This is a genomic window from Roseobacter sp. N2S, assembly GCF_031454055.1.
Lineage (GTDB): Bacteria > Pseudomonadota > Alphaproteobacteria > Rhodobacterales > Rhodobacteraceae > Amylibacter.
Genome location: NZ_JAVDQB010000002.1, coordinates 277,422 through 302,767 on the forward strand (window position 1 = coordinate 277,422; position 25,346 = coordinate 302,767).

The window sequence follows — 25,346 nt, forward strand, 5'->3', positions numbered from 1 at the left end:
CGCGGGTGCCAGCCGTTGCATGACCCCGCACAACATTAACCCTGCCAATTGCGCGCCAAAGCCCCATACGTGGCCCCCATCCGCGGTATTTTGCCCTGATCCAGAGAATTCATTCCGTATACAACGGTATACTATCGACAATATTCAACACATCCGCTATGGAACAGCCGAGCAACTTTCAAGAGGTTTTCCATGTCAGATATCATCTACACCAAAGTGGACGAAGCGCCTGAGCTGGCTTCCGCATCTTTCCTGCCGATCATCCAGAAATTCGCCGCTGCGGCTGGCGTTTCTGTGGGGACTAAGGACATCAGCCTTGCGGGCCGTATTCTCGCGACTTTCCCAGAGCATCTGAAAGAAGACCAGCGCCAGTCGGACGATCTGGCGGAACTGGGCCGTTTGGTGAAAACAGCCGACGCCAATGTGATCAAACTGCCAAATATTTCCGCCTCTGTGCCCCAATTGGTGGCGGCGATCAAAGAATTGCAATCCCAAGGCTACGCGCTGCCGGATTATCCCGAAACACCTGCCACAGACGCTGAAAAAGCTGTGCGTGCGAAATATGACGGGCTGAAAGGCTCGGCTGTGAATCCTGTTCTGCGCGAAGGTAACTCTGATCGTCGGGCGGCCAAAGCCGTGAAAAGCTTTGCACAAAGCAACCCGCACCGTATGGGGGACTGGTCCGCTGATAGCAAAACCCGCGTGGCGGCCATGTCGGGCGGTGATTTCTTCTCAAACGAGGTTTCCGCCACTTTGGCCAGTGAAACCACCGCCAAGATCGTGCTGGAAACAGCCAACGGCGAAACGGTTCTGAAGGACGGCCTGTCCTATCCTGCGGGCACTGTTGTGGACGCTACATTCATGAGCGCGAAAGCCCTTGATGCATTTCTTGCGGAAGAAATCGAAAAAACCAAAGCCGAAGGCACGCTGTTTTCGCTGCATATGAAGGCCACGATGATGAAGGTTTCCGACCCGATCATCTTTGGCCATGCGGTCAAAGCCTTTCTTGCACCTGTGTTTGAAAAACACGGCGCGGCCATGGCGGAACTGGGTGTGAACCCGAATTCCGGTCTGGGTGATCTGCTGAACCGCGTGAAAGACAACGCCGCGATCATGGCTGATATTGACGCCTGCATGGCCGAGCGTCCGCCAATGTACATGGTTGATTCCGATAAGGGCCTGACCAACCTGCACGTGCCTTCTGATGTGATCATCGACGCATCCATGCCCGCGCTGATCCGCGCTGGCGGCAAGGGCTGGGGACCGGACGGCAAGGAATCAGACGCAAATTGCGTGATCCCTGACAATTCCTACGCCCCTGTTTACGACGAAACAGTGAAGTTCTTTAAAGAGAACGGCAAACTGAACCCGGCCACGGCGGGTACGGTTCAAAACGTTGGTTTGATGGCGCAAAAAGCCGAAGAATACGGCTCTCACCCAACCACATTTGAAATTGCCGAAGCGGGCACTGTGAAAATGATCCTCGAAGACGGCACTGTGCTGCACAGCCACGCCGTTGAAGCGGGCGACATCTGGCGCTCTGCCTCTGCCCGTAAAGCCCCGATCGAAGACTGGGTGAAACTGGCCATTGACCGTCAAAAAGCCGAGGGCTCTAACGCGATTTTCTGGCTGGACGAAAACCGTGCCCATGACGCCGAACTGATCGCTTATGTGAAACCGATCCTTGAAGCCAATGGCGTTTCTGACAAGTTCAAGATCATGGCCCCCCGCGAAGCCACCCGCGCCTCGCTTGAAATCATCACAGAGGGTAAAAACAGCATCGCCATCACCGGCAACGTGTTGCGCGACTATCTGACTGACCTGTTCCCGATCCTGGAACTGGCCACATCAGCTAAAATGCTGTCGATTGTGAAGCTGATGAACGGCGGCGGCTTGTTTGAAACCGGTGCTGGTGGGTCCGCCCCGAAACACGTGCAGCAACTGGTTGAAGAAAACCACCTGCGCTGGGACAGCCTTGGCGAATTCTGCGCGCTTGGGGAAAGCCTGACGTTCCTTGCGGATGCCAAAGGCAACGAAAAAGCCCGCGTTCTGGGCCAAGCGGTGGATGCCGCGACCCAAGGTATTCTGGACAACAGCCATTCGCCTTCGCGCAAAGTGGGCGAGCCGGACAACCGCAACAGCCACTATTGGTTTGCTCGCTACTGGGCCGAGGCTTTGGCCAAACAAAACAGTGACGCAGAGCTGGCTGAATTCTTTGCCCCGATTGCAAAAGCACTGGGCGATAATGAAGAGAAGATCATTGCCGAACTGATCGCAGCCCAAGGGCCAGCGGTTGATTTGGGCGGGTATTATCACGGCGATGATGCAAAAACCGCGGCTGTGATGCGGCCTTCAGAAACATTAAATGCGATCATCGGGTAAACCGACCGCCTTTGAAAATATCAGGGCCGCGCTTTTCTGTAAAAGCGCGGCCCTTTTTTGTGGTTGCTAGGTCCACCAAAACCCGCCCTATTAAAAAACGTCCTCCGTCAGGTTCCGTAAGGTTGCCGTAAGCTAACTACGTCAAATGCTGCGCAACACAGGACACGGAGAGATTCCTTGAGCGATGTAACCTTACCCTTTCAGCAGTTCTTCCAGACACGCGGCAAGCCACTGCACCTGAGCCCCCTCACCCTAAGTGCTGCCGTTGGCCTGTTTGTGATGCTGGCGGATAACGCAACCTTCTGGACCATCGGAGCCGAGGTTTTCTCGGGTCATATGCCCCTGCTCGGTATCTTCGCAGTTGCGCTGTTTTTCCTGTTCCTTGCGTTTTTGGCGCTGTTCAGTTTTCGCCCGATTGTGCGCCCCGCATTGGCGATCATCCTGATCCTAAGCGCTGTCACGTCATTCTACATGGATAAACTGGGCGTGTTTATTGATCGCGAGATGATCCAGAACGTTGTGACAACCACGTTCACGGAATCCAAACATCTGATTACGCTACAATTTATCAGCCACGTGATATTTTTTGGCGTCTTACCTGCATTGGCGCTGTTTTGGGTCAAGGTTAAGAAACAGTCGCTGCTGGTCAGTCTGGGCACGCCGCTTCTGGTCGGTGTGGTCAGTCTTGCGCTGTGTCTCGGGCTGCTGTTAACCAATTACAAAGCCTATTCCGCAGTTCTACGGGAACGCAAAGACCTGATGAGCAGCTTTCAACCGGGTGCACCGATTGTTGGCACTGTGCGCTATGTCAAAATGGTAACGCGCGCGGCCAATGCACCAATCATGCCGCTTGGGCTTGATGCCCATAAGGGGGCGGCCTACGTCCAAGGGGCCAAACCCGTACTGACGATCATTGTAGCCGGCGAAACTGCGCGGGCTGAAAATTTCAGCCTGAACGGATACGCTGTCGACACCAACCCCGAGCTGGCCAAACAACCGATCACCTATTTCACCAATGTGTCGTCCTGTGGCACGGCAACGGCTGTATCCCTGCCCTGCATGTTTTCAAATTTCACCCGCAAGGATTATTCCTACGAAAAAGGTGTTTCAAACGAAAACCTGCTGGATGTGCTTGATCATGCAGGATTTTCTGTAACTTGGTGGGACAATAACACCGGCGACAAAGGTTTGGCCAAACGACAGGATTTTCGCAGCTTTGAAGGCACCAAAGACGCTGAATTTTGTGCGCGCGGAGAATGTGATGACGGTGTTTTTATGAAACCCTTGCAGAATTTCGCGGCCTCGATCACTCAAGATACAGTATTGGTGCTGCACCAGATCGGCAGCCACGGCCCCACCTATAAATTGCGCTACCCCGAAGGGTTTGCCAAATTCACCCCTGATTGTCAGACTGCAGAATTTAAGAACTGCACCCAGCAGGAAATTGTGAACGCTTATGACAACACCATCGCCTATACGGATCATGTGCTGAGCCAGACCATTGATTTCCTGACCACGCAAACCAATTTGGCAACGTCTTTGATTTATGTGTCCGATCACGGGGAATCATTGGGGGAAAACGGGTTGTACCTGCACGGTGCGCCGTATTTTCTAGCCCCAAGCCAGCAAACCCATGTGCCAATGGTGGTTTGGATGTCACCCAGCTATCAAAAGCAGTTTTCCATCGAAACAGCCTGTTTACAACAAAAAGCCGACCAAGCGCTAAGCCACGACAATCTGTTCCATTCGGTGCTTGGGTTGTTGGATGTGCAAACCACAGACTACAACGCGGCACAGGACATTTTTGCCACCTGCAAGACCCGGAAAGACAGCTAAATCATGGAACAGACAACACGTCCAAAACCCGCCCCCGTCCACGGCCTGCGCCATATTTTTGCCGCCGCTGGCTATTCTTTGGGGGGGCTGCGCCGCTTGATGCAGGAAACCGCGTTTCGCCTTGAAGTTTGTGCCTGTGGGGGCGGAATTCTGCTGTTTGCGCTTTCGGGTGCTGAAATCTGGGAATATGCCCTTCTGGGCTGTTTGTTTTTGCTGCTGATCGCGGTAGAGGCACTGAACACGGCTGTAGAATGTCTGGTGGATCACCTTGCCCCTGACTGGCAAGAGTTCGCACGGGATGCTAAGGATCTGGGATCATTGGCCGTGCTTTGTGTGCTGCTGATCTGCGGCGGGTTCATCGGGTTAACCGCCCTTCGCCATCTCTGCGGGCTATAAGGAAAGAAAAATGAAGACGACGCGCATCCTGCGCCCTATCGGGCCCATCCTCCACTGCAAGGCTTTGGCATGAGCACGAGTAAACCGGTGAAACTGCGCCACATCGTACCAAATCTGGTGACAGTCTTTGCGCTCTGTGTCGGGCTGACGTCGTTGCGGATGAGCATGTCTGGCAATCTGGAACTGGCGCTGTATCTGATTGTTCTGGCGACGTTTCTGGATGCCGCCGACGGGAAACTGGCGCGGTTTCTGGATACTGCCAGTCCGTTTGGGGCGGAACTGGATTCCCTGTCGGATTTCTTTAACTTCGGGATTGCGCCGGGCGTGTTGATCTTCAACGCTTTTTACGCCGATACGCCCAATGCCAATATCGGCTGGCTTGGCTGTCTGGCCCTTGCAGTGGCCTGCGCGCTGCGTCTGGCGCGGTTCAATCTGGGGCTGACGGACACCAAGGTTTCGGCCAAACAAAGCGACTATTTTGTAGGCGTCCCTGCCCCCGCGCTGGCCTGTCTGGCCCTGCTGCCTGCTTATCTGTATCTGGTGGGCTGGTGGGCGGCGGATCAGTATCTGGGGATTGCGGCGCTTTATATGGTTGGCACGGCGGCGCTGGCGATCAGCACCTTGCCGACCTATTCGATCAAACATGCCTCGGTTCCCAGAAGACACCTGCCGCTGGTGATCGGAGGTTCGATGGCTACGGTGGTTTTACTGGTGTCCTACCCGTGGCAAACCTTGATTTTGGCGGATCTGGCCTATCTGATCTCTATCCCGTTTGCGGTGGCCCAATACAAGCGGGACCACACCGAAGACACCCCCGAATAACCCCTGCGGAGTCCGGCCAATGCGACTGCTGTTAGTCGAAGACGAAGCCCCGCTGGCACGCGCGCTGGTCGAGCATCTGAAATCCGAAAACCACCTGTGTGACTGGTTTGACAACCTGACAGAAGCCCGCCTTGCTGCGGAGGCCAGCGATTATGATCTGGTTTTGCTGGATTTACAGCTGCCAGACGGGGATGGGCTGACCCTGCTCAGCACAGTGCGGGGGTATTCCCACTACATCCCGATTATCATCATGACAGCGCGGGATAAAATCAGCGACCGGATCAAAGGGCTGAATCTGGGTGCGGATGACTATGTGATCAAACCTTTTGATTTGCAGGAATTATCCGCGCGGATTCATACAGTTACCCGCCGCAATCTGGAAAACGCATCCCAACTAATCAAACTGGGTCCACTGGAATTTGATCTGGAACGGCGCAGTTCCCTACGCGATGGCCAGCCTGTGCAACTGACCGCGAAAGAGTGGTCCCTGCTGGAATTCCTGCTGCGACGCGCCAATAACGTCATCGCAAAATCCGCATTGGAAGAGGCGCTGTATTCATTTGAAGGCGACATAGAAAGCAATGCAATCGAGGCCCATATCAGTCGCCTGCGCGCTAAACTCGGCAAAGACGTGATATTGACACACCGCGGCCTTGGCTACAGCATCACCCGATGACGCAACACGCCACCAGCCTGTCCAAAATGCTAACCCGCAGGCTGTTGGTGGCCTGTGGAGTGGCGTTTTTAGTGGGGATACTGGCCACCAACTACATTGCGCGGGACGAATATGACGAATTGCTCGACATCAGCTTGCAAGCCAAGGCTAACCTGCTGTTGCCGCTGCTGACATTACACCCTGCATCTACTGACAAGACACAGATTTTTGACACCACTTTGATTGATGACCTCAGTCTGGATGAAGATGAAAAGGCCTTTTTCTGGCTGCTGAACCAGCAAGGCAATTTGGCGGTTGTCTCGTCGTTCATGCCGTTGGAATCCTTCCCTGAACTGGGCAAGTCCCACGGCTTTACCACCCTGCACAACTTTCGTTTTTACACAACAAAACCAGATAGTTCCGGCAACATCTTATACGTCGGCGAACCCTTGACCGAACGCAATGAGGCAATGCGCGACGGGTTGATCGGCACCACAGTTAGCATGGCGATGATCGTGCTGATCGCTTTTGGCGTCATGCGCTATGCCATCACCCAGATGCAACGATCCGTCATGCAGCTTGGCAATGAAATCAGTCAGAAACACGAGGGCAATCTGACCCCGATCGACGACAGCCAGACCTTTATTGAAATGGCCCCTGCGGTCAAAAACCTGAACCGTCTGTTATCCCGTCTGGACAAAGCGGTCGAGGCAGAACGCCGTTTCGCAACCACCGCAGCCCATGAATTGCGCACGCCATTGGCCGTGTCTCTGGCCCATACCCAGCGTTTGATAGCCCAAAGCAACCAACCGCAGGTGCTTGAAAACGCAAGCGAAATCGAAACCAGCCTCAAGAGATTGATCCATCAAGTGGAACGTTTGCTGCAATTTTCCCGTGCCCAATCCGGCATTGGAACAGTAGAGCACAGATCCGATATTAACTTGGTGATCCGGCTGATGTTTGATGAAGCAACCCGCCAGACCAAAACCGACAACAGTTTTGAAATTCACCCGCCCGAAGGCGCGTTTGACAGCAGCATCGACCCGGATGCGCTGGCGATAATTCTGTCCAACCTGCTGGACAATGCCTGCAAATATTCCAGCGGTTTGCACCCCGTGGTTCTGGACGCTCGCAGCCCCGGCGTGATTAGTATTTCCAACGACTGCGATCCCCTAAATGATGCTGATCTATCGGCAATTCGGGAAAGATTTGTGCGTAAATCCAACGCCTTGGACGGATTTGGCCTGGGTCTTTCCATCGTCAACACCCTGTGCGAACAATCAGGCACCGCATTGGAAATCAAATCCCCACGGGCGGATTCTGACCGTGGATTTTCAGTAATCCTGACCCTACCGACCTGATTTGCACACCTTAAGGGGCACAAATTTAGATCAGAAAATCGGCAATCGCCGCATCTTTGGTGATGTCGCGCAGGTCAAACCCCGCTTGCGTAATCCGCGCGTCCAGATTGCCAAAATTCGCAGGATCATCGGTCTCGATCCCGATCAAAACTGTTCCGAAATTGCGGGCGGATTTTTTCAGGTATTCAAAGCGGGCAATGTCATCTTTTGGCCCAAGCAGCCCAAGGAAATCTTTCAAGGCACCGGGGCGTTGCGGCAGACGCAGGATGAAGTATTTTTTCAGCCCAAGAAAGCGCTGCGCCCTTTCTTTCACCTCTGGCAGGCGTTCAAAATCAAAATTTCCGCCAGAACTGACACAGACCACGGTTTTACCTTTGATCTGATCGGCTATATCGGCCAAGACGTCGATGGACAGCGCGCCAGCGGGCTCTAGAACAATACCCTCGATGTTCAACATCTCGATCATCGTGGTGCACAGACGGTCCTCGTCCACGGGGTAAACCTGATCCGCGCTGACATCCTGTAGCACAGCAAAATTACGATCCCCGATCCGCGCCACAGCCGCCCCGTCCACAAAATTATCCACCTTTTGCAGCGTAACCTGTGTGCCTGCGCGCAATGCCGCCTTTAAACTGGCACCCCCCGCAGGTTCGGCAAAAATCAATTCCGGTCCCTGCCCGCCAAAGTAGGATTTTATCCCCGCCGAAAGCCCGCCACCGCCCACTGGCAGCACGACCATATCGGGCAGAACCTGCATGTTCCGTGCAATTTCCACCGCAACCGAGGCTTGGCCTTCGATCACGTCGTCATCGTCAAAAGGCGACAGAAAATGCGCGCCTTTAGCGGTGCAATAGGCCTGCGCCTCGGCCAATGTGTCATCAAAATAATCGCCCTTGAGAACGATTTCGATGTTAGAGCCACCAAAAATGCGGGTCTTTTCAATCTTTTGTGCCGGCGTTGTAACCGGCATAAAAATCACCCCACGCACGTCGAAATGACGGCAGACATAGGCCATCCCCTGCGCGTGATTGCCCGCACTGGCGCAGACAAAGGTGGTTTGATCAGGTTGCGCCGCACGGGCCTTGCGCAGGGCGTTAAAGGCCCCGCGAATTTTATAAGACCGCACTGGCGACAGGTCTTCGCGTTTTAACCAGATATCCGCGTCGTATTTCAGGGACAGGTGGTCATTGCGTTGCAGGGGTGTTTCCTCAAACAAAGCCCGCATTTCATCGCAAGCTTGCTGCGCAGCGGCGCGAAAATCGGTCATCGGGAACACTCCTTTGTCTTTTTCCGCCCGCAATTCCGCAGGGCAGTTGCGCCTGTCCTAGCGCAAAGCACACGGCAGGGCCAGCGTTGCACAATCAGGCTTTGAAAGCCCTCCCAAACACGTTAATCTCTGGCAAAGTTAATAATACATGCTGCAACGCACCAAATCAGACAGATTGGATCATACTTCGTGGAAAGCAAAAGCTTCTTTGAACCCCGAGAAAACGAAACCATCGGTGATGTGGCTTATCGTCGGATCAAATCTGACATCATACGGGGCTATTTGAAACCCGGGGAAAAGCTGAAAATCGACGCTTTGAAAGAACGGTATGCCGTAGGGGTTAGCACCGTGCGCGAAATCCTGACGCGGCTTTGGGTGGAACAGTTGATCCACGCCGAAGGCCAGCGCGGGTTTGAAGTTGCGGGTGTATCACAGGCCGGTCTGCGGGACGTGGCAGCTTTGCGTTTGCTGTTGGAAACACAAGCCTTGCGCCAATCCATCGCCGCTGGTGATTTGCGCTGGGAGGCAGACGTGGTCCGCGCCCATTATATGCTGAGCACGGTTGAGGAAAAGATCATCGAGGGTGACTTATCCATGGTCAACGCATGGGTCCAGCAGGATTGGGAATTCCACCACGCCACCATTTCGGCCTGCGCCTCCCCTGCGATCATGGCCGCCCATTCCAGCGCCTTTGACCGGTTCATCCGCTATCACATGTTGGTGCTTGAATTCAGAGGCCGCCCCGCCGCCGTTGACCACAGCGAGTTGCGCGATCTGGTGGTGGCCCGCAAGGCGGATGCGGCGGTCAAACTGTTGACCAACCACATCCAAAGCGGGCTTGATCTTGTGCTCAGCACGGGGCGGATACCGCTTTAGGCCCCGTCTTTAGTCAGTGTCTTTAGGCGTGTCGATCAGCTCTGCCATGGCGTGAACCGCATGCACATATCCACGCGCGCCCAGCCCGGCAATCACCGATGTAACAACCCCTGACATATAAGAATTGTGGTAGATCGCCTCGCGTCGGTGAATGTTCGAAATGTGTAATTCTATTGACGGGCGTGGAAACATTTTCAGCGCATCCATAATCGCCATTGAAGTAAAAGTGAAAGCTGCGGGGTTGATAATCAGCCCTGCTGCCGTATCCGTTGCATCATGGATCCACTCAATCAACTGTTGTTCGGAATTACTTTGGCGAAATTCCAGCGGGCGGTCCCCTGCCGCCCTGCGCGCCATAGTTTCAATATCCGCCAGCGTAGTGGTCCCGTAGATTTGCGGCTCTCGGGTGCCAAGTCGGTTCAGGTTCGGACCATTCAGAATATGAATGGCCGTAAACGGCGCGTGCGTGGTCATGGGGGGAGTCCTTATCCAGTATAGCCAAGAAGTCTCGGAAGCCACAGCACAAGGCCGGGAACGAGTGTTATCAGTAAAAGCGAGGCGAGCATGGTGATCAAAAACGGCATCACTTCACGCGCGATGGCCCGCAGGGGTTGCCCCGAAATACTGGTCATCACAAACAGCAACAGACCATAAGGGGGCGTGATCAGGCCGATCATAATATTGACCACGCAGATCACCCCGAAATGCACCATATCAATGCCAAGCGCCTGTGCTGTCGGGATGAAAACCGGCACAATCACCAGCAGGATGGTAGTGCCTTCCAGCAAACACCCAAGGGACAGCAGGATGACATTGACCGCCAGCAAAAAACCTGTGGCCGTCAGATCAAATTCCGCCAGAAACCTGCTTAAAGATGTGGGGATATTTTCCACTGTCACCACGTAATTGAACACCAGCGCCCCTGCGATCAGCATCCCGATAGAGGCCGTGGTCCGCCCGCTTGATTGCAGCGCGTCATACAGGCTGGACCAGGAAACGCTGCGGTATAGCAGGGCCGAGGCAAGCAGGGCATAGAGGGCTGCGACAGCGGCCGCCTCGGTCGGGGTGGTGACGCCGCCATAGATTCCGCCCAGCAAAACAACCGGCATCATCAATGCGGGAAACGCAGTCACGGTGATGCGCGGCAATGCACGCAGCGGCACTGGGGGTTCGATAGGAAAATTACGCCGTTTGGCGGTGGTCAAGATGATCGTCGCCTGCCCCAGCCCCATAATCAACCCAGGCACTACCCCTGCCAGAAACAGATACCCGATCGAGGCATCCGAAACCAAAGCATAGATCACCATCGGGATAGAGGGCGGGATAATCGGCCCGATCACCGCCGAAGCTGCGGTCAATGCGGCGGCAAAGGCGGGTGGGTATTTGCCCCCCTCCGTCATCATGCGCTGCATCATCTTGCCCGTCCCCGCCGCATCGGCAATGGCAGAGCCGGACATGCCCGCGAAGATGATGCTTTGCACCACATTCACCAGCGCCAGCCCGCCCGGAAACCGCCCGACGATGGCATTGCAAAACGTCAAAAGCCGCAGGGTTAACGAGCCTGAATTCATCAGCTCTGCCGCAAGAATAAACAGCGGCACTGCCAGCAGGATATAGCTGGAAAACATGCCGTTCAGCAATTGCTCGGCTGCGGTTCCCATATCCAGCCCCGCCAGCATCAGATACAGGATCGACGACGCAATCATCGCATGGCCGATGGGCAATCCAAGTAGGCTTAGCAATAAAATAGACAGGATGCAGGCGACAAACGGGTCGATCATTGCTTTGATCCTTTTTCACTGCGCCCGATATCTTTGAGGATATTGCATCCGCCGAGCGTTTTGAAAAGGATCGCCAGATAGCGGATCAGAACCGCGCCCACAAACAGGATATAGATCGAAAACAGCCAGTCGAACCGGATATCCAGATAAGATGTTTTCTGGATGCGCATAAAGGTCACATAGTCCCAAACCGCAGGCAGCGAATAGCCGTAAAGCGCCAGCAACGCGATTGCGCTGATGGCGGTCATAGCCCGCTGCCCCCGCAGGCCAAACAGCCCGTAAACCACATCAAAGCGGATTTCCTCTCGCTCGCGCAGCACAAAACCAGCGCCCCAAAGGACCAGCCACAGCCACATAATAATGGTCAGTTCAGACGCGCCGCCAAGTGAGAAATTGAACAAATACCGACTGGCCACCTGAACAATGAAAGCGCCAAACATGACCGCAATCATCAGGGCGAGAACGTTTTCCGCCCGACGGTGCAGCCAACCCGCTGCATGCATCATCCTATCCATTTCATTCCCCCAGCCGGTCCTTGGTATCAGGCGGCAGGGCAATCCCGCCGCCAGATTGCGATCAAAGCGCGTTGATTTTATCCAACATGCCCGCTGGCCAATCCTTGGACAGATCAGAATCCAGATATTTCGCCTGCGCAAACGCGCGGAAGGCATCTACATCGGGTGTATAAATCTCAATGCCTTTCTCCTTGAAGAAAGCGACAAGGTTTTCCTCCCGTTTCAGGTGCTGCTCGGTACTCCATGCGATGGCGTCATCGGCGGCTTGTTGAAAGGCGGCCTGCTGATCTGCATCCATGGCATCCCAGACCTTTTTGGACACGACCAACAGGTCATATCCCACCAAATGCGAGGTCTGGACGATCTGTTTTGTAACCTCGTAGAACTTCATGTTTTCCACGTTGGGCAGCGGGTTATCCTGCCCGTCAATGGCGCCAGTTTGCAGGCCAGTATAAACCTCGGCATAGGCCATCGGCGTTGGATTTGCGCCCAAGGCCTGCCCAAGGAACTGCCAAGCATCCCCCCCCGGCATCCGCAGCTTTACGCCGGCCATATCCGCAGGTGTGTTAATCTTTTTGTCGATCCGCAGACCTAATTGACGGGTCCCAAAATAGGTTGGCCCCAAAATTTTGATGCCCAACTGGTCTTCGGCCAAAGCTTTCATTTCGGTGCCTGCATCACTGGCAAAAAAGGCCTTCAGATGGGCCGCGTCGCGGAACAGATAGGCAGAGGTCAGGATGGAAAAGGCCGGAACCTGATTGGATATATCCTGCGGTGCCACGTTGCCCATTTCCAGATTTCCGCGCTGGATTGCCACGATCTCAGTGGTCTGTTTGAACAAAGTCCCCCCGTAATAGGGCTTTAGATCATACCCTTCGCCGATCCCTGCGGCGAATTTCTTCATCATTTCTGCGCGGATGTCTTGTTCCGAAAATACCGCAGAAAAGCGTAATTCGACCTTGTCTTGCGCCAGAGCCGGAACAGCCAAAGCTGCGGTTGAAAGGGTCAGGAGCGCCAAAACGCTACGGCGGTTAAGTTTAAGTGTCATGATAGTCCTCCCGTTAATCATGTAAAATCAAAAATAGCAGATATTATCATTTTTGTATGCTAAATTATGTTTTCAGTAAAGGCAGTTTTCATGCCTTCCCCCTGAGTGCCCCATTCCAGACCATGCCCCGATCCGTTTTCAAAAATTTTTCGTTTGTCTGTATTGACTTGGAATGGTCAGGAACCTTGGGCATACCCCTAATAACAACGGGACCACCCAGCAGAGTTCGAAGAAAGAATGCCAGAAACTTCAGGCAACAATTGGGAATCAGCCCTCGCAAGCGCTACGCCTGTAGGAAAGGCACGCTGTAAAGCCGCCCTTAAATCAGAATACTATTGGTCTTAACGGGGATATTCGGCGACAGCCAAAGCCCCTTTTAGGAAAGGAAAAACGTTACTTGTCGATCCGTGCGCCCATAATGGCGATGGCTTTTTGATAGACGGTAGCGTCATTCCACTGTTTGATCACCGCAAAATTCGGTTGGCCTTCCTGATAGCCCTGCCCCGGCTTCCAGCCCTTTTGACGCAGGAAATTCGCGGTTGAGGCCAGTGCGTCGGTTTGGTTGTAAAAATCAACCCGCCCGTCCCCGTTGCCATCCACACCATAGGTCAGTGCATTGCCGGGCAGGAATTGCGTATGCCCCAATTCCCCGTGTTTGGCGCCTTTCGTGCTCGCTGTAATAGCCCCCTGATCCACTAGTTTTAACGCACCGATAGCATGGGGCTGGAAAAACGCCGAGCGGCGGCAATCATAGGTCAGGGTTGTAATCGCCGAGACCACATTTGATTTCCCCATAAACCCGCCAAAAGCCGTTTCCATGCCATGAATCGCAATAATAACCCCCGCAGGCACTCCGTAAATCCGTTCAAGGGCAGAAAACACCTGCGGATTTCTGGCCTTGCGTTTGCGCCCTTGGCTGACAATTGTGTCGGCCCCACGCAGTTTCATGAATTTATCGAGCGAATATTTGAACGACTTTTGATTGCGATCCGCTGCAATTGTTCCAGATGCATATTGCGCCGAGGCCAAGGCCTGTAATCCGCGCTTTTGCACCCCCGCTTGCTTTGCTTCTTGGGCAAATTCCGATTTCCACGCGGTAAATCCGGCGCTGGTATTGCCACAAGAAGCGGCAGTTACGGGCGCGGCAAACCCCAATGCCAATGCGAAAACCAAAGGACGTGTGAACATGGGAACTCTTTCTGTTAACGGTCCCGTTCATCATACCCGTAAGTGAAAACGCGACAAGCTTTTCGTTTGCCGCGTTGCTTAGTAGTGAATTTCAAGCGGTTTCAGCTTCTTCCTGCGGTGCGGACCCATCCGGTTTTTCAACGCGAAACACAGCAAGATACAGGGCTGGCACAAAGACCAGCGTAATGATCGTGCCTACGATAATCCCGCCCATCATGGCATAGGCCATTGGCCCCCAGAAAATTTGCCGTGAAATCGGGATCAACGCCAGACTGGCCGCAGCGGCGGTCAGCAGGATCGGCCGCGCGCGGCTGTCGCTGGCTTCAAAGACCGCATCCCATGCGGTGCGGCCCTTTTCGCGCAGAACCTCTATTTCATGGACCAGAATTATGGAATTGCGGATCAAAATCCCGATCAGCGCCAGCACCCCGAGAATGGCCACAAACCCAAGCGGCGCGCCTGATGGCACCAGCGCGGCAACCACGCCAATCAATCCCAAAGGCGCCGCACATAACACCACAAAGGTCAGGCGGAAGCCCTGCATCTGCACCATGCTAAGGGTCAGCATGATCAGGATCATCAAGGGCACCACTGCCGCAATCGGGGCCTGACTGTCGGCACTTGCTTCAACCGAACCACCGACAACGGCGCTGTAGCCAAGGGGGAGGTTTTCATTAAAATCAGCCACTTTCGCCGTCAGGTCCCGCACGATTGAATCCGGCTGGTCCTTGGTAGAAATCGCGGCCTTCACCGTGATTGTCGGTGTGCGATTGCGTTGATGGATCACCGGCTGTTCGGTGCCATAGTCAAAGGTCGCAACGGCCCGCAGCGGGATCACTGCCCCGCTGGAAGCTGTAAGTTGCAGGTTGGCAAGCCCTTCGACCGATTTGCGAGCCTCGTCATCGCCGCGTCCGACAATGTCGATCAGATAGGCTTGATCGCGCAGTTGCGTCACCGAAAGCCCGTCATAAATCGCATTCAGCGCCGAGGCGATATCCGTCGCCGTGATCCCCAATTGGCGGGCCTTATCCTGAAGTATATTCACGTGGATCACGCGGGCGGGTTCATTCCAATCCAACACGATACTGGTCAGACGCGCATCCCTAGCAATGACCGAGGCCAGTTCGCGGGCTTTGTCGCGCAGCAGATTGATATCAGGCCCACTGACGCGGTATTGCACAGGACGCCCGACGGGGGGGCCAATTTCCAGCAGCTTGATAAAGTTATCAACGCCCGGAAATTCGGTCTCGGCCACATGGTTCAACTGGGCGCGCAGGGCATCGCGGGCGGCAACATTGGGGGTTTGAATGACGATCTGGCCTGTGTTTGCCCCGGCTGTGGGCACATCAAAAGCCAACAGGAATCGCGGCGCACCACGCCCAACATAAGACGACCAGAACAGCACGTTCTCATTGTCTTTCAGGTGGACCTCCATCCGATCCATTTCGGTGCGCGTTGCCTCTATAGTGGCATTTTGCGGCAGGGTCATGTCGACGATCAACTCGGTACGATCCGAATTGGGGAAAAACTGTTGTTCCACAAACCGCATACTGTAGATCGAGAACGCAAAGACCAGCAAGGTTGCTACAATCGTCACCCAACGGAACCGCATGGCAAGGCGCAAGAAGCCATGGAAAGCACGGCGGAACCGGCCCGGAGCCACATTGTGATGCTTCATGCGCGCAGGCAGCAGGGTAACACCAATCAGCGGTGCAAACAGCACAGCAACGATCCACGACACCACCAAAGCCACTGCGATCACCACGAACAAGGAAAAGGTAAACTCCCCCGCAGCCGAGGTATTCAGCCCGATTGGAATAAATCCAGCAACCGTAATCAACGTGCCTGTCAGCATCGGAAAGGCGATTGATGTCCAAGCGTAAGACGCTGCTTTTGTTAGGCTTTCACCGATTTCCAACCGCGAGATCATGGTTTCAATGGCGATCATCGCATCGTCCACCAACAAACCAAGCGCGATAATCAGCGCACCAAGGGAAATCCGTTGCAGCGTGATCCCGTAATATTCCATCACCACAAATGTAATCGCCAGAACCAGCGGAATCGTCAGGGTTACGACCAGACCTGCCCGTAATCCAAGACTGATAAAACTGACGGCAAGCACGATCAGGATCGCCTCGATCAGGGCTTTGATAAAATGATTTACCGCTTCTTCAACCACAACGGGTTGATCTGCCACTTGATGGATTTCCAACCCGATGGGCAGTTCTGCGCGGGCTTTTTCGATAACGTTTTTCAGCTTTTCACCGTATTCAACGATGTTGGCCCCCGTGCGCATGCCCACAGACAGGCCGATGGCCTCTTGCCCTTTGTAGCGGAACAGGCTGCTGGGCGGGTCTTCGTAGCCCCGTTTGATTTCAGCCACATCTGTCAGGCGGAAGAACCGGTCCCCGACGCGCAGATTGATATCTTCCAAGCTGCCTGCATCGGCGAACTGGCCTTCCACCCGCACCAAAACCCGTTCCGGCCCTGAATCAATCACACCGGATGGGATAATCGCGTTTTGTGCGGCCAAAGTGGCCTGAACAGCCTGCTGGTTCAACCCAAGCGCGGCAAGGCGTTCGGTGGAATATTCCAGATAGATGACTTCTTCACGAGTGCCAAAAATCTCGACCTTGCCCGCATCATCCAGCGCTTGCACTTCTTGGCGGACACGTTCGACAAAATCACGTGTCTCTCGCGGGGAAAACCCGTCAGAGGTAAAGGCGTAGATGTTGCCAAACACATCGCCGAAACTGTCGTTAAACTGGAAACCGCGGAATTCTTCGGGGAATTCGCCACTGATATCCCCCATCATATTGCGGACTTTTTGCCAGATCAGCGGCAGTTGGTCCGCTTTGGTGGTGGGCAGCAGTTCAAGGTAAACAATCGCCTGTCCCGGCCGTGTGATCGAGCGGGTAAAATCAAGGGAATCAAGGTCTTCCAGTTTTTTCTCAATCCGGTCGGTCACCTGTGTCAGGGTTTCTTGCGTATCCGCACCCGGTAAAGACCCGGAAATCACCATAACCTTGATCGAGAAATTGGGATCTTCTTCCCGTCCGATATTCAAATAAGACATAGCACCGGCTACCAGTGCGATGATCATCAGGAACCAGACGAAAGACCGGTGGTTCAACGCCCAGTCAGAGAGATTAAATCGGGTCATGGGTGCATTTGCGGGCCGACAGTCTGCCCGTCCTTCAGAGAATATATACCTTTGAGAACAATCTCATCGCCCGCTTTCAGGCCGCTTTTGATGCGAACCCGCTCGGCGAAGGTCATCCCAAGGGTTACGGATTTGCTGGACACTGTATTTGTGGCGCGATCCACGACCCAAACCTCGGCCATATCGCCTTTGGTTCGGATGGCAGAAAGTGGAATGCTCAGCCCTGCCTCGGATGTTGTCACAAGCGAGACTTTGGCCAAGGCCCCAAGACGAAAACTTGGCGGCGCATCGTCCAGCGTCAAATGCAGGCGGCGGGTGCGAGTGGTGCGTTCGGCAACGGGGTCAATACGGTATAATTTGGCGGTCACCGAAATTTCAGGCATGGCGGCCAGCACCACGTCAAATTCTGCCCCGATATCCAAGGAAGCAATGTCCTGTTCGATCAAATCCACGACAATTTCACGCCCCTCTGTGCCGGTCAGGCGCACAATCGGTTGCCCCCCTGTAAGCGAAGCGCCAGATTCCGCGTAAACTACTGTAATTACGCCGTTTTGAGGTGCAGTTAAAGTGGCAAGCCCGCGCATGTCACGGGCGCGGGCCAAGGTCGCCTCGGCCTGTTCCATGCGGGCTTTGGCGGCGGCCAATGCGCTGGTGGCGTCTTCAAGGCGGGTGCTGGCATCCACGCCCCGTTCCGCCAGATCACGCGCCCGTTTTTCCGCATCTGTGGCAGCACGCAACTGGGTGCGGGCAATCAAAACGCCCGCTTCACCTGTGCTGACATCTGCATCCAGATCTTCGGGGTCAAGTTGGGCAATCAAATCGCCTTTTTCCACCAGTTGCCCCACATCCACAGGGCGGCTGGCCACGGTGCCAGCGATGGGAAAACCAAGATCCGCCTCGGTTTTTGCGGCAACTTCCCCCACAAAATTCGGACGGGTTAAAGCTGTCAGGCTGACAATTTCGGATACCACAGGACGCGGCTCGGCCAGCTTTAACGCATCACTTGTTTCATCGCCCAGCGCAGGAAGCGCCAGCATCAGCCAGAAAAGGGCCGTTCTCATTGCGTCGGGTCCAGTATTTTCACAACGCGCCCCGGGTACAAAAGTTGCGCCCCCCGGGTTACGATGATGGTTCCATCCGCTATTCCGCCGCGCAGGATAAACCTGCCGGTTTCATAGCGATCCAGTTCTACGGTTTTAAGCGAGACTGTGTCGGTAGCGGGGTCTACCACCCAAACGGCAGGACCGTCAGCAGTGGCGGAAATGGCGGAAAATGGCAGGACGATGTGATCCCCGCCTTCAAAGCGCACCATACCACGCACCGCATCGCCGTAACTGGTGCCTGCCGGGGCCTCGGACACAGCCAAAGTAACCTCGACCGTGCCCGTGGCCGGATCGACCAGCGGGGAAATACGGCGCAGCTTACCCACAAAGGGCTGTGCAGGTTTGTCCAACAGCGACAGGGTGATGCCTTTGTCGTCGTCGTTGCTTTGCACCAAGATCGCCTCTGGCACAGCAAAAACCGCATCCAGCCCATCGCCCAGCGCCAGTTCAAATGCCGCTTGCGCTGCGCCAACCACCTGCCCCGGTTCGACCAGACGCGCGGTCACAGTCGCCGCCGTCGTGGCGCGCAATATGGTGTCATCCAGCGATTTCTGTGCGCGATCCAGATCAGCGCGGGCTTGGGTCAGGCTGCCCTCAACCACGTTCAACTCGTCATCGGCGGCATCTTTGCTAATCCGCGTGGTTGCCCCCCGTTCCAGCAAGGCCGTTTGGCGTTCCAGATTTTCCTGAGCCTGTTTGTAATCTGCTTCGGCGGTTACAAGGCCGGCTTCGGCGGCACGCAGGGCTTGGGATTGTTGCACCGATTCCATCTGCGCCAGAATTGCCCCGGCCTTGACCTTATCCCCAACCTCAAAGGCGACAGAGGTGATCCGCCCTCCAGCAGGGAATGAAGCTGTTAGCGTGTCCCGCGCGATGATTTCGCCGATCAGAACGTTAATTCTTGTATTGGGCGTTGATTTTGCGGTGATCACATCCACCCCCAGCGGGGTGTCCGCCAGCGCAGGGACTGACAGCAAGAGGAATGCGCAAATGGCTTTGATTTTTATCATCTCATCCTCTTGGGGAGAAACATAAATAGGGCGACGCTTGGCCACCAGACTAGCGGTTACGATAGGACCCCTACACTTAGGGTCAATGGCCAAACGCGCCAAAACATTAGAAAATTACGCGGCACCACTTACGTTAACCGCAAGTGTTAAGGCGTTATTATGGGGGACTTATATCATAAATTGTGAAAAGGATCAGGCCCCATCCATCACGATGGCCAGTTCAAGGCTGGTCAAATCCCCATCCGTGATCGCAAAGACCCCGTCCAGCAACACCTTATCTTTTGTGTCATAGCTGATCATTGTACCTGATGCGGTTTCCTTAACGCTATAGTCCTGTGCATCCAGAAAATGCAGTTCATCCTGTGACAGATTGAAATCCGTCACCACATCAACACCATCGCCCGTTTTGAAGACAAAACTGTCTTGGCCTTCGCCGCCTTTTAGTATGTCTTTGCCTTTGTTGCCCTGCAAAACATCGTCGCCTTGCCCGCCAGACAGATCATCCCGACCGCCGCCACCCAGCAGAATATCAGCGCCGTTATTGCCAACCAACTGATCCGCGCCTTGCGCACCTTTCAATTTATCCTTGCCACCGCCACCGAACAGGATGTCATCGCCCTGCCCGCCAAAAATCACGTCATTGCCTTTGTAGCCATAAACCGTGTCATCCCCGGACAGACCAAACACACGATCCGCGCCGTTTGACACGCCCTCCCCCTGTGCGTCTTCATAGGCGCCTGCACCGATCAGATCAGCCGAGACCGTACCAGAGATTTTGCCGTCTTCGGGGCGTGCCCCGACAAAGCTTTGGGCAGATAAAGCTGACAGTTTCACATTTAGCAGGGTCAGACTGGCCCGCCCGCCCAAAGAAACCTCTACATCATCCCGAACCCCGTCGGCATCCCCGTCCACGCGGGTCAGGTTTTCAGATATCTCTGCCCAATCCGCATACACGCCTTGCAGGTCCACCATATCCTGTTTGACCGAGAAATCAGTTACAACGTCCTGGCCTTTGCCATCCGTGACAAACACATCATTCCCTTTGCCCCCGTGCATCTGGTCATAGCCTTTACCCCCAACCAGACGATCATTCCCCGATCCCCCGTACAGATGGTTCACCCCGCTTGTGACGATCAAAACATCGTTGTCTTGCTGGCCGAACAAGAAGTCATCCCCTCCCTTGCCCAGCAGCCTGTCATTGCCATAGCCGCCATAGGCAAAATCGTTAGACAGGCTGGTCCCGACAAGTGTGTCGTCCCCTTCAAAGGCGAAAGCGGTGCCAAGCAGTTCCTCGGTATCAAAGGCGCCGTCGTTGTAATCGCTCTCATAGGTCTCATTGCGCAGGCGGCCTTCAATCAGGGTGACGTCGATCCTGTCATCCCCTGAAAGGGCTGCATCCCGATCCCCCAGCGAAAAGGCATTCATCCCGTGGGCATAAGAATGTTGGTGCAAGAACCGCAGGGAGCCGTTTTGATCAATAACCACAAAGTTCGCGCCGCCTGTCTCGGCACCGGGGAACCAGCCGATGCCTATGTCATTATCGGCGAACCATTCATACATGGTGACGAAGAAATCGGTGATATCCTCCCCCCCGATGATGTTATCCACCAAACCATGGGCGTTGGTTTCGGTAATCAGCACATCGTCTTGGGCAATTACCGAAAAATGATCTTTCAGGATTTGCGTCAGGTCTTTGGTCGAAATCGCATCATTCGTGCCGACCCACCCCGGATAGAGATGTGCCGACCAGACCAGCGCATCCCCAACCCCGTCGCGAATGTAATCCAGCGCCGATTGGCCCGTTTTGTCATTCAAAACCGTGTTTTCCAGCGTGGCGAAATCACCTGAATACCCCCAGCCCCCCACAAGAACCTTTGCATCAGCACGGGCCTGAATGGTATCGGACAGTTCAATGGCGTGATCTGCATACAACTTTACGAAATCGGCATAGTCATAGCCGTCCCCCGTGCCGTTCTCTTTGATGCTACGACGATAGCCAGCCGCTTCATTCATCAACTCATAACCGTAAACACCGGCTTGAACCCCGGGCGCACCATCCAACCAGTCCAGCAACGCATCCCACGCGCCTTGCACATCGGTAAAGTTCTCTTCCAGTGCGGCATAAGCCTGCGCATTTGTCAGGCTTTCATGCCCCCAAGCAGAGCCGCCGTTGCCAATATTTTGCGCATCCCCGCCGCCATAAACAAAAGTGATCTCAAACCCTTGCTTCACCGATTCTTCTAGAAAAGCTTTGTATTGTTCGTGAAATTCACCGTTTTTATCAAAAGAGTTTTCGTTAAACAAAAGCCGCAGGTTGTTCACCTCGGGCAATGATTCCCGAAGTTTTTGGGCAAATTGTTCAGGCTTTCCGTCCATACCCAGCGGAATGGTTTGAAAGTCACTTTGCCAGGAATAAAATTTGGAATTCCCCGCAATATTCTGTTCATAAAGCGTTTTTCCAGTCGCCTTATCCACAATAGATTGATCCAGCGCAATTTGATCGACAGCAATAACCTGTAGGTTGATCATATTAACTTCAGATGTCATCCCTTGGGATCCCCACTCATTAAACGGCAAACCGACTTTGATCTGCAAAACAGTTGAAAAAACATCGCAAAACACGCCCATAGCAGCACAGGCTGGCGACCCTGCATATTTGGTCTAAGATCTGGGCGGAAATGCGACAATTCCACGGCAAGAACATTTTGAGATTGCTCTATTTGAGTATAATTTTCGTAACTTCCGTCCCTACGCGCTTCTAATGGAAACAATCCCGATTTTATGTTAGCCAGTGTCCCATATGGCAGGGCGACGCGGGCACTTGCGCTTTAGAATCGATGGTAAAATGAGTTGTTTAGTTAAATGCGCGGTATCTGCACTGTGTCTTGGGTTATTTTCGACCCAGATGCAGGCGCAAACCCTGATCGGGCCGGATTTGGCTGTGGCGTCGAATTTCAGTCAGGGTTGGCGGCCAGATATTCTGGAGGGCACCGCTGACGTGCCAGTGCGTGATTTTCGCGACACAGTGCATTGGTCTGTTGTGGAAAAAGACGGACAGCGGTTTGATTATCGCAACTGGCGCGCCGCCTTTCCGGGAATTTTGCGTGCCCGTGACCTGAAGATGAGCCTTTTTGTTAACGCCTTTCACCCCTCCTATGACGGGGGCGACACGGCCCATACGCCAAAAGCAGTCGTCGCCTTTGGCAATTACGCCCGCCAAACCGTCGAGCACTACCCGAACATCCACTCTGTCGAAGTGGGGAATGAGTTCAACGGCGAGGATTTTGTCAAAGGCCCCGCCCGCACCCAAGACCTTGAAGCCCGCGCAGGCTATTACGTGGCCCTGTTGAAATCTGTCTATGAACAGGTGAAAACCGCCAACCCCGCAATTCGCATTGTGGGCGGCGGAGTGCATTCGATCCCTGTCGGTTATCTGGCCATGACCTACGCCAAAGGGGCTGCGGCCTATATGGATGCGCTGGCGCTTCATACATATGACACGCCTGCCGAACATTTATTGCGCCAAATCAACGTATTGCGCCGCCTTCCCGAAGCTGAAACCATCCCGATTGAAATCACCGAGTTTGGCACATTAAATGCCCAAGACGCCCCTGGCTACTTGTTGCGCAATTATTGTCAGATGGCCTTGGCGGGGGTGGACCGCGCGGTTTGGTATCCGATGCACCCGCGCGGTGACGGGTTAATTCCGGTGGTGGATGACACTGGCGCAGTCACCCGAACGGGACGCGCCTACGGTTTTGCCCAGCAGGAATTTACAGGCAAATCCGTGCGCCGTTTTCAGCCAGATCCCTTCACTTATGGCTGTGTCTTTGATAACAAAAAACTGGTGATCTGGGGTGTGCCGCGCAGTCTGGTTGTTTCAAACGAGCTTCAAGTCTTTGATCCTGCGGGCAAACCTTTGCCCCTCGAAGGTCTGGAACTGTCAAATAACGAGCCTTTGGTGCTGATTGCAGATCACCCGCTGGATGTAGAGGCTGACATTACATTGGGGCAGCAGACCGTGCTGGCCGACAGCTATCATCAACTAAGCTACCCTGACCCAAACACCCCCGCGCCGCCTTCGCCTTGGGTAAACACCATACAGGCCAACGGCGCACAGTTTCCTTTTCAGACCATGCCCGGACAGGAACGCCAAGGGGTGCCTTGGGTGCCTTACCTCGGCCATAAGGATTACGCAGATCTGCGTCTTTCGGCCACTTATCTGGTCCCCACGGGTCAGGCAGATGCCCCAATAGAGGTCGTGCAGAGCTATACTGCCGATCAGCCGCGCGCTGTCGGGATTGATGCCTATTGGCAGGTCAGTACAGATAGCGACGACGGAATTTCTGTCGCAATTTACCTGAACGACACCCTATTGTTCTGGACCGTCACAACAGACCTCCTAGCCCTGAAAAACCGCCGTGTACTGATGCAGGCAGGTGATATTCTGGCGTTCCACGTTGGCCCCAATCAAACCCCTTGGGGGGATTACACAGAACACCGGATTATCCTGACGAATGCGCCGCCCAGTAATTTCCTTTTGTTATCTGACGATTAGAAAGTCGCACACCCTGCGTATTTTTTATTCAAATCCAAGCCATCCCATAATTCCGCCATTTTTGCCCTCTAACCCTACGCCAAAATTGTAAAGACATTCTAAAGGTATTCAGCCTATGACCTGTGAGCGGGTTGTTATCATCAACGACTTTAGTCTTGCCCGTGGCGGTGCAACTGCGCTGGCGCTGTTGTCGGCACGGCTGTTCCGCGCTCGTGGGTTGCCCGTGACCCTGTTTTGCGGGGATGACGCCTGCAACAGCACGTTGGATGGTCTGGGTATCAAAATCGTGCCTGTTGGTGGCAAACCCTTGCTGGAACAGGGAAAATTGCAGGCCATGGCCAGCGGGCTGTATAATACCAAGGCCAAATCCGCCCTAGAAACGCTGATCGCGGAGCATGACACACCTCAGACGATTTACCATGTACACGCGTGGTCGCTGATCCTGTCTCCCAGCATTTTCAGCGCGTTACAAGCGGTCGCCCCCCGCGTGATTGTGCATTCCCATGATCAGTTTCTAGCCTGCCCCAACGGTGTGTTTTACGACTTCCAAAAAGGTGTGTCTTGCAGCCGCACTCCGCTTGGGATGTCTTGCATGACCACCCATTGCGACAAGCGGTCCTACATCCACAAGGGCTGGCGCGTAGCGCGGCAGGCGCTGCTTGGGCGCAGTTTTGGCGATCAATATCCGTGGGGTGCGATTGCGATTATTCACCCGCGAATGGAACAGCGGCTCAAGACCTTTGGCTATAAAAACAGCAACATGGTCACAGTTCGCAATCCAGTAGCCCCTTTTACAAATCAACGGGTTAAGGTCGAAAACAACAGCGCGTTTTTCTTTGTTGGCCGCATGGAGCCGGACAAAGGCGTGGTAGAACTGGCCCGCGCTGCACAAACCGCTGGCGTGCCCTTAGTAACCATCGGCGAAGGCCCGTTAACTGCGCAGTTTACGCAGGAATTCCCCGCAGTGCGCCAAGAGGGTTGGTGTGATAAACCCCGTCTGCAAACGCTGTTGCAAAGCGCTCGTGCGGTTGTGATGCCCAGCCTGTTTGCCGAGCCCTTTGGCATGGTCGCAATTGAGGCCCAGCAAAGCGGGATTCCGGTGATCATCCCCCACAATGCGTTTCTGGCCGATGAAATCACCAATCTGGGCTTGGGGCTTTCGTGTAACATCCACAACAGCGATGAATTCGCGCAGACCTTAACGAAATTGAAAGACATGCCCGCCACACAGATCAAACAGATGAGCGAGACCGCTTTTGCCAATGCGACCCCGCTTGCATTGGATGAACAGGCGTGGGGGGATGCTTTGCTGGATCTCTATACCTCGGTTCTGGCCAAGGCAGCCTGACGCAACGCGATGCAGATTGTCCCAAGCACCCTTCTTG

19 protein-coding genes are annotated in these 25,346 nt (G+C 54.4%); 9 read left to right on the forward strand and 10 right to left on the reverse strand.

Annotated features, from left to right (window positions below):
* Positions 1 to 192: 192 nt before the first annotated feature.
* From GGE09_RS07305 to GGE09_RS07330, 6 genes are all read left to right on the forward strand, one after another.
* Positions 193 to 2,382 (forward strand): NADP-dependent isocitrate dehydrogenase, encoded by a 2,190-nt coding sequence (locus GGE09_RS07305; RefSeq protein ID WP_309745401.1) that lies wholly within the window; start codon positions 193 to 195, stop codon positions 2,380 to 2,382.
* Between the two features lie 177 nt (positions 2,383 to 2,559).
* Positions 2,560 to 4,218, forward strand: coding sequence for a phosphoethanolamine--lipid A transferase (locus GGE09_RS07310; RefSeq protein ID WP_309745403.1), 1,659 nt, complete (start codon positions 2,560 to 2,562; stop codon positions 4,216 to 4,218).
* 3 nt (positions 4,219 to 4,221) lie between these two features.
* Positions 4,222 to 4,614 (forward strand): diacylglycerol kinase, encoded by a 393-nt coding sequence (locus GGE09_RS07315; protein ID WP_309745405.1) that lies wholly within the window; start codon positions 4,222 to 4,224, stop codon positions 4,612 to 4,614.
* Positions 4,615 to 4,683: 69 nt separating this feature from the next.
* A complete protein-coding gene (locus GGE09_RS07320; protein ID WP_309745406.1) occupies positions 4,684 to 5,436 on the forward strand; it encodes a phosphatidylcholine/phosphatidylserine synthase in 753 nt (250 codons plus the stop codon).
* Between the two features lie 19 nt (positions 5,437 to 5,455).
* Entirely contained in the window at positions 5,456 to 6,112 is a 657-nt protein-coding gene (locus tag GGE09_RS07325) for a response regulator transcription factor (RefSeq protein ID WP_309745408.1), read from the forward strand.
* Positions 6,109 to 7,452 (forward strand): HAMP domain-containing sensor histidine kinase, encoded by a 1,344-nt coding sequence (locus GGE09_RS07330; protein WP_309745411.1) that lies wholly within the window; start codon positions 6,109 to 6,111, stop codon positions 7,450 to 7,452. The genes GGE09_RS07325 and GGE09_RS07330 overlap by 4 nt, the downstream gene beginning before the upstream one ends.
* Positions 7,453 to 7,477: 25 nt before the next feature.
* Here GGE09_RS07330 and ilvA read toward each other — a convergent pair whose 3' ends face one another.
* The gene (ilvA, locus tag GGE09_RS07335) at positions 7,478 to 8,719 is read right to left on the reverse strand and encodes a threonine ammonia-lyase IlvA (RefSeq protein ID WP_309745413.1); all 1,242 of its coding nucleotides are present in this window, start codon (positions 8,717 to 8,719) and stop codon (positions 7,478 to 7,480) included.
* 189 nt (positions 8,720 to 8,908) lie between these two features.
* On the opposite strand from ilvA, the gene GGE09_RS07340 reads away from it, so the two are divergent.
* On the forward strand, positions 8,909 to 9,595 hold the full coding sequence (locus GGE09_RS07340) for a GntR family transcriptional regulator (RefSeq protein ID WP_309745414.1): 687 nt from the start codon (positions 8,909 to 8,911) through the stop codon (positions 9,593 to 9,595).
* Between the two features lie 9 nt (positions 9,596 to 9,604).
* Here the strand turns inward: GGE09_RS07340 and GGE09_RS07345 are convergent, their stop codons facing one another.
* From GGE09_RS07345 to GGE09_RS07385, 9 genes are all read right to left on the reverse strand, one after another.
* Positions 9,605 to 10,069, reverse strand: coding sequence for a type II 3-dehydroquinate dehydratase (locus GGE09_RS07345; protein ID WP_309745416.1), 465 nt, complete (start codon positions 10,067 to 10,069; stop codon positions 9,605 to 9,607).
* A gap of 11 nt (positions 10,070 to 10,080) precedes the next feature.
* Complete coding sequence (locus GGE09_RS07350; protein ID WP_309745418.1) at positions 10,081 to 11,376, reverse strand: TRAP transporter large permease; 1,296 nt, start codon at positions 11,374 to 11,376, stop codon at positions 10,081 to 10,083.
* Complete coding sequence (locus GGE09_RS07355; RefSeq protein ID WP_309745420.1) at positions 11,373 to 11,891, reverse strand: TRAP transporter small permease subunit; 519 nt, start codon at positions 11,889 to 11,891, stop codon at positions 11,373 to 11,375. Before GGE09_RS07355 ends, GGE09_RS07350 begins: the two co-directional genes overlap by 4 nt.
* A gap of 61 nt (positions 11,892 to 11,952) precedes the next feature.
* The gene (gene dctP, locus GGE09_RS07360) at positions 11,953 to 12,939 is read right to left on the reverse strand and encodes a TRAP transporter substrate-binding protein DctP (RefSeq protein WP_309745422.1); all 987 of its coding nucleotides are present in this window, start codon (positions 12,937 to 12,939) and stop codon (positions 11,953 to 11,955) included.
* A gap of 393 nt (positions 12,940 to 13,332) precedes the next feature.
* On the reverse strand, positions 13,333 to 14,127 hold the full coding sequence (locus GGE09_RS07365; RefSeq protein WP_309745424.1) for a lytic murein transglycosylase: 795 nt from the start codon (positions 14,125 to 14,127) through the stop codon (positions 13,333 to 13,335).
* Positions 14,128 to 14,218: 91 nt separating this feature from the next.
* Positions 14,219 to 17,290, reverse strand: coding sequence for an efflux RND transporter permease subunit (locus GGE09_RS07370; protein WP_309745426.1), 3,072 nt, complete (start codon positions 17,288 to 17,290; stop codon positions 14,219 to 14,221).
* Entirely contained in the window at positions 17,287 to 18,351 is a 1,065-nt protein-coding gene (locus tag GGE09_RS07375) for an efflux RND transporter periplasmic adaptor subunit (RefSeq protein WP_309745427.1), read from the reverse strand. Before GGE09_RS07375 ends, GGE09_RS07370 begins: the two co-directional genes overlap by 4 nt.
* Positions 18,348 to 19,403, reverse strand: a complete 1,056-nt coding sequence (locus GGE09_RS07380; RefSeq protein ID WP_309745429.1) for an efflux RND transporter periplasmic adaptor subunit — start codon at positions 19,401 to 19,403, stop codon at positions 18,348 to 18,350. Before GGE09_RS07380 ends, GGE09_RS07375 begins: the two co-directional genes overlap by 4 nt.
* Positions 19,404 to 19,595: 192 nt before the next feature.
* The gene (locus tag GGE09_RS07385; RefSeq protein ID WP_309745431.1) at positions 19,596 to 21,950 is read right to left on the reverse strand and encodes a hypothetical protein; all 2,355 of its coding nucleotides are present in this window, start codon (positions 21,948 to 21,950) and stop codon (positions 19,596 to 19,598) included.
* A 298-nt stretch (positions 21,951 to 22,248) separates the two neighbouring features.
* Between GGE09_RS07385 and GGE09_RS07390 the strand changes: the two genes are divergently transcribed.
* Positions 22,249 to 23,961 carry a hypothetical protein gene (locus GGE09_RS07390; protein WP_309745433.1) on the forward strand — a complete coding sequence of 571 codons (1,713 nt, stop codon included), beginning with the start codon at positions 22,249 to 22,251 and terminating at the stop codon, positions 23,959 to 23,961.
* A gap of 115 nt (positions 23,962 to 24,076) precedes the next feature.
* The gene (locus GGE09_RS07395) at positions 24,077 to 25,309 is read left to right on the forward strand and encodes a glycosyltransferase (protein WP_309745435.1); all 1,233 of its coding nucleotides are present in this window, start codon (positions 24,077 to 24,079) and stop codon (positions 25,307 to 25,309) included.
* Positions 25,310 to 25,346: the final 37 nt, after the last annotated feature.

Excerpts from the sequence above, each read along its gene's own strand:
- GGE09_RS07305 (WP_309745401.1), top strand. The coding sequence starts at position 193 with ATGTCAGATATCATCTACACCAAAGTGGACGAAGCGCCTGAGCTGGCT.
- GGE09_RS07315 (WP_309745405.1), top strand. The coding sequence starts at position 4,222 with ATGGAACAGACAACACGTCCAAAACCCGCCCCCGTCCACGGCCTGCGC.
- GGE09_RS07320 (WP_309745406.1), top strand. The coding sequence starts at position 4,684 with ATGAGCACGAGTAAACCGGTGAAACTGCGCCACATCGTACCAAATCTG.
- GGE09_RS07325 (WP_309745408.1), top strand. The coding sequence starts at position 5,456 with ATGCGACTGCTGTTAGTCGAAGACGAAGCCCCGCTGGCACGCGCGCTG.
- GGE09_RS07330 (WP_309745411.1), top strand. The coding sequence starts at position 6,109 with ATGACGCAACACGCCACCAGCCTGTCCAAAATGCTAACCCGCAGGCTG.
- ilvA (WP_309745413.1), bottom strand. The coding sequence starts at position 8,719 with ATGACCGATTTTCGCGCCGCTGCGCAGCAAGCTTGCGATGAAATGCGG.
- GGE09_RS07345 (WP_309745416.1), bottom strand. The coding sequence starts at position 10,069 with ATGACCACGCACGCGCCGTTTACGGCCATTCATATTCTGAATGGTCCG.
- GGE09_RS07350 (WP_309745418.1), bottom strand. The coding sequence starts at position 11,376 with ATGATCGACCCGTTTGTCGCCTGCATCCTGTCTATTTTATTGCTAAGC.
- GGE09_RS07355 (WP_309745420.1), bottom strand. The coding sequence starts at position 11,891 with ATGGATAGGATGATGCATGCAGCGGGTTGGCTGCACCGTCGGGCGGAA.
- dctP (WP_309745422.1), bottom strand. The coding sequence starts at position 12,939 with ATGACACTTAAACTTAACCGCCGTAGCGTTTTGGCGCTCCTGACCCTT.
- GGE09_RS07365 (WP_309745424.1), bottom strand. The coding sequence starts at position 14,127 with ATGTTCACACGTCCTTTGGTTTTCGCATTGGCATTGGGGTTTGCCGCG.
- GGE09_RS07370 (WP_309745426.1), bottom strand. The coding sequence starts at position 17,290 with ATGACCCGATTTAATCTCTCTGACTGGGCGTTGAACCACCGGTCTTTC.
- GGE09_RS07375 (WP_309745427.1), bottom strand. The coding sequence starts at position 18,351 with ATGAGAACGGCCCTTTTCTGGCTGATGCTGGCGCTTCCTGCGCTGGGC.
- GGE09_RS07380 (WP_309745429.1), bottom strand. The coding sequence starts at position 19,403 with ATGATAAAAATCAAAGCCATTTGCGCATTCCTCTTGCTGTCAGTCCCT.
- GGE09_RS07385 (WP_309745431.1), bottom strand. The coding sequence starts at position 21,950 with ATGACATCTGAAGTTAATATGATCAACCTACAGGTTATTGCTGTCGAT.
- GGE09_RS07390 (WP_309745433.1), top strand. The coding sequence starts at position 22,249 with ATGAGTTGTTTAGTTAAATGCGCGGTATCTGCACTGTGTCTTGGGTTA.
- GGE09_RS07395 (WP_309745435.1), top strand. The coding sequence starts at position 24,077 with ATGACCTGTGAGCGGGTTGTTATCATCAACGACTTTAGTCTTGCCCGT.